The 4,488-nt window shown below is 44.3% G+C and carries 3 protein-coding genes and 2 pseudogenes; 1 reads left to right on the top strand and 4 read right to left on the bottom strand.

Annotation, left to right across the window (positions count from 1 at the left end):
- The 4 genes and pseudogenes from WBA89_RS11605 to WBA89_RS11590 form a co-directional block, all read right to left on the bottom strand.
- Window positions 1-776, bottom strand: a pseudogene (locus WBA89_RS11605) (sensor histidine kinase); the annotation flags it as partial.
- Window positions 777-839: 63 nt separating this feature from the next.
- Window positions 840-1,661, bottom strand: a pseudogene (locus tag WBA89_RS11600) (GAF domain-containing protein); the annotation flags it as partial.
- A 909-nt stretch (window positions 1,662-2,570) separates the two neighbouring features.
- Window positions 2,571-2,834, bottom strand: coding sequence for a hypothetical protein (locus WBA89_RS11595; RefSeq protein ID WP_424406503.1), 264 nt, complete (start codon window positions 2,832-2,834; stop codon window positions 2,571-2,573).
- Window positions 2,835-3,275: 441 nt separating this feature from the next.
- A complete protein-coding gene (locus WBA89_RS11590; protein WP_424406501.1) occupies window positions 3,276-3,980 on the bottom strand; it encodes a DUF6658 family protein in 705 nt (234 codons plus the stop codon).
- Between the two features lie 242 nt (window positions 3,981-4,222).
- Here WBA89_RS11590 and WBA89_RS11585 point away from each other — a divergent pair.
- Window positions 4,223-4,488, top strand: a 266-nt coding sequence (locus WBA89_RS11585; protein ID WP_424406499.1) for a hypothetical protein, incomplete at its 3' end; no start/stop codon positions are given.

Raw genomic sequence — 4,488 nt, 5'->3', positions numbered from 1 at the left:
ATTGTCAACCCCAATCCAGTGCCTTTTCCGACACATTTCGTCGTAAACAAATGGTCGAATATATGCTTTTTGACTTCCTCTTTCATGCCGGTGCCGTTATCAGCAATTTTAATTTGAATCTGCCCTTCCCCCAGTACCTCAGTGCAAATAGTGATGCGGTTGGGATAGGCGGCAATGTCGCTAAAACTGCGCCCTAGATTTGATTCTTCTAAGGCATCGATCGCATTTGCAAGCAGGTTCATGAAAACTTGATTTAATTGACCGGGGAAACATTGGATTTTAGGGAGACTGCCGTATTTAGTTATCACTTCGATCTGCGGGCGGAATTCGTTGGCTTTGAGGCGGTGTTTCAAAATTAAAATAGCGCTATTAATGCCATCGTGAACATTAAAAGGAACTTTGTAGTCTTTGTCTCCTCTGGAAAAAGTGCGGAGGCTGGTACTGATGCTGGAAATGCGATCGCACCCGACTTGCATTGAATCGATCATCTTCGGCAAATCTTCCAAAATATAATCGATCTCTATCTCTTCGGCATGATTGGCAATCTCCCATTTCGGTGCATCGGAGCGATACAATTCTAAGTGTTCTACAATATCTGCCAAACTCCTTTTAGCTTCGGTTAAATTGCCCGAAATAAACCCAATCGGATTGTTGATTTCGTGGGCGACTCCGGCGACTAAATTGCCCAAAGCCGACATTTTCTCGCTTTGCACTATTTGCAGTTGCGCTTGCTGTAAATCTTTCAAAGTTTGTTCTAGCTGTTGATTTTGCTGTTGCAAAAGTTCATGTGCTTGCTTGCGATCGGTGGCATCAACACCCAAACCAATAATCCCGACAGTCTCGCCTTCGGAATTTTTTAACTGCACTTTCGTGACTTCTAAATAATGTTGTTTGCCGTCAGCCAATGTAAGAGTTTCGCTAGAGTAATGCGGCGAATCTTGGGCAAGGCAAGCGGCATCTGAAACCAGACAGTTCGCTGCATTTTCCCCCAGTATATCTTTGTAATGCTCGACAGCTAGAAAAGCGCTCAGAGGCGCGCCCACATCTTGACAAAAAGTATTGTTAAAAAAATGTACTTTCCCCTTGGGATTCACCATCCAAATCCAAATTGGAGCGACATCCAGAATCGCTTGGAGCATTTGTTTCTGCTCGGCAAGCTGAGCTTCGGTGCGGCTGAATTTTGTTAGCAATCGCTCTAATTGTTGGCTGTAATCCTGAGATTTCTTGTAGAGCACGGCCTTGGAAAAACTGATGGCGGCTTGGGAACACAGGAGATTGAGAAATTGCAAGCGATCGCGGGTAAAAACTCCTGCATTTAACCGATTTTCTAGATACAAAATGCCGACTAAGTTACCTCGATCGAGAATCGGCCAACACAACAGGCTCTGCGGTTGGTATTTAAGGATGTAGGAGTCGGAATCGCGATCGCAATTTTCAGCGATGTTCCGCACAATCACGGGTTTCAAGAAGTTTTTAACGCAGTCAACAATTTTCAGGGGCAGGATCTCGCTGTTTTCATCGAGTGCTGCGGATGTTAAGCCGATCGCCCTTTCGAGGCCCAAATTGTCGATCGCGCTTGCAGCAGCGACTTCCCATTTACTGCCGTTTGGTAACACCAGCACTGCTTTGTCAGCTCCTGTCTTGCTCGCCGCCAGTTGCATAAGTTTTACAATCAGCCGATCGAGTTCTAATTCACTAGAAAGCGCTTGACAAGCTTTTAGCAGAGTTGAAAAAACTCCAAAATCCGAGATGTGACGCGACACAGATGAATAAATAGATGGATGCAGCGAGTAATTTTTGCTAGCAATTTTTGCGAAGGTTGCTAAGGGATTTGCACCTAGTGCTGCTGGCTGCAAACTCGGCAATAACAATTGAGGATAGCATTTTTCTAAGTCATCAATTTTGGCTCTATCTCCGCAGCGAGCGTAGCAATTGCAGGCATCTATCATGTAGACTCTGGCAATTTTTTCTCTGCCCCACGACAGGTAAAACTTAGCAGCCAGCTCGCAGGCGAGAGCTTCTTCATTCAAATATTCATTAGCTTTAGCTCCGGCAATAGCTCGATCGTACAATTCCATTGCTTCTGCTTTCTGCCCCAAAACGCCCCGCCATTCTGCCTCAACCAGCTCGACTTTGTGCTGGTAATCGATGGGGGAAAGCTGCGCTAATTCTTTGAGTTTTTTCTGACTCGTCTCAACGCGATTCAGGATTTGTTGGCGCTCCGTCGGTGCGGCACCGGCATAGATTGCTAACTGTGCCAGCGCATCGTAAAAGTCGTGCATCATTGTTACTAGCATCAAAACAAAATTTCCCAAATAAAGTTTGCCTGCATCCCCCTGTCGCTCTGCTTCGGATTGCGGCGGCAATATATCGCGAATCCGTCGCCTTTTTTGGATCGATTTTATACAACAAATTTATCTGGCTAGTAACAGTCAAGATAAACTCCCATATTGGGATGTTTGATATATTAGTAACTTACTCGGCTTTGTTCGAGTTCGTCGAGAATGTCTGTGCGCTTAAAGACTATTTCTAGCGATGCAAGTAGATGCAATTAACTGCACTGATACAAATCAGTCGTATTCTGTCAGCCGCCACGCTTGACCTAACGGCAGGCCCAAGGTTTTATACTTCAGGCAAGAATTTTGCCGGTAATATTGAGATATTCGACCGTAGCGCGCCGGTTGCCAAACTAGCAAGAGCTTGCTGCTGCCCGGTTGCAGGTGTTTTTCTGGCGCAGCCCCAACAGCAGCCGATCGAGAATCGGCGTACAATTGCGCGATCGGGCGATATCCCGGCATTACTGTCAAATTTACTACATCTACTGTTGCATTCATTTCCACTGACCTCAATCCAGACACTAACTTGAGAACAGTTAGTGTAACTATCTTAGGGCATAAACAGCATAATTTGATAGTTGCCGATCGCAAATTATAGTGATCTGCCAAACAACATTTTATACTTAGGCGATCGAATTTAGAGTCTTTTACTTACGTGTAAATTGCTGCGGTTAATCTCAAATGCGGTTAAATTAATGCCAAATCCAGTAGGATTACTGAAGTATAGTGTCTTAAAGAATACAGCTTATAATTAAGTAATTTAATATAGCTCGATCGTGAAACCAGTAAAATGGCTCCTGCAAAAAGATACAGCGTATCCCAGGTTTATATGAGGCGTACATCATAAACCTGGAACACGCTGTATATTGCTGGTTATTTGCGAGCAGCGAAGCAATCGCCAAAAAATAATATTGCTTCGTTTCTCAACGTTATTTGAAATTAGTCGATCGCATCTGCTGCTCTTTCTGCTGCTCGTTGAGTTCTGTCAATATCTCGATCGACTTTCGCGCGAACCTTGTCCGAAGCATCTTCAGCGCTGTATCTTACATTTCGCGCTGCATCTTTGACATTTTCCTTGCCTTGGCTGACATTATATTTCAGCGACTCAGTACCCTCTGCTGCTCTTTCTTTCGCTCCCTCGGTAGCTTCTTTAACAATGTCTTTTGCTCCCTTCAAACCTTCGCGAGTGTTTTCTTTAAGGTTAGCAAAGCCTTCTTTGGTTTTGTCGCCAAAGTCATCAGCTTTGCGCTGAGCATTGCGAGCATTGTCATTCACCTTGTCGCCAATTTGGTCGAGTTTGTCGGACGCATCATCCCTTACCCGCCGCACATTTTCGCCCACGTCGCTGCTAGATTTAGTGTCGATGCGGCGCTGGGCTTGATCTTTAAGAAGCTGAGCTTTTGCTTCTGCTGCTGTAACAGTTTTGTTTCTGGGATCTTCATCGCCGTATTGATTCTGGCCGCCTTTGTATACAGAATTTACAGCCTCAGAAGGCACTTCTTCTCTAATTTGGTCGGAAGTTTTTCCTGTCATCGCATCAGCGCGACTGCAAGCAGTGCTCACTAATACTAAAATGCCGGCTAGAAACACTGTTAAAATTTGTACAGCTCGAATTTTTTTCAGAAATGCAGTTAGTCTGTTCATAAAAATGATCCTTTCTATTGTGATCTGCTCAAAGGCATGGTGATTTTGTAAATGGCTAGCATTACAAAGCTAGGCACTCAAACACTTTTTTAAGTATAGGAATAGAAACAGGAGCTTTTCATCTATCTCAAGTTAGATTCCTCAAGTTGTAGGAGAATTCATTAGTCATTAGTCATTAGTCATCAGTCATTAGTCATCAGTCATTAGTCATCAGTCATTAGTCATCAGTCATCAGTCATGTTTTGCTGTCGCCTCCGAGCTTTCGGTACAACGTCAACACTCAACAGTCAACAGTCAACACTCAACAGTCAACAGTCAACAGTCATCAGTCATGTTTTGCTGTCGCCTCCGAGCTTTCGGTACAACGTCAACAGTCAACACTCAACAGTCAACAGTCAACACTCAACAGTCAACAGTCAACAGTCATCAGTCATCAGTCATTAGTCATCAGTCATCAGTCATGTTTTGCTGTCGCCTCCGAGCTTTCGGTACAACGTCAACAGTCAAC

This window comes from Microcoleus sp., from assembly GCF_049646505.1.
Taxonomy (GTDB): domain Bacteria; phylum Cyanobacteriota; class Cyanobacteriia; order Cyanobacteriales; family Microcoleaceae; genus Microcoleus.
This window is presented reverse-complemented; position numbering and strand designations above follow the sequence as displayed.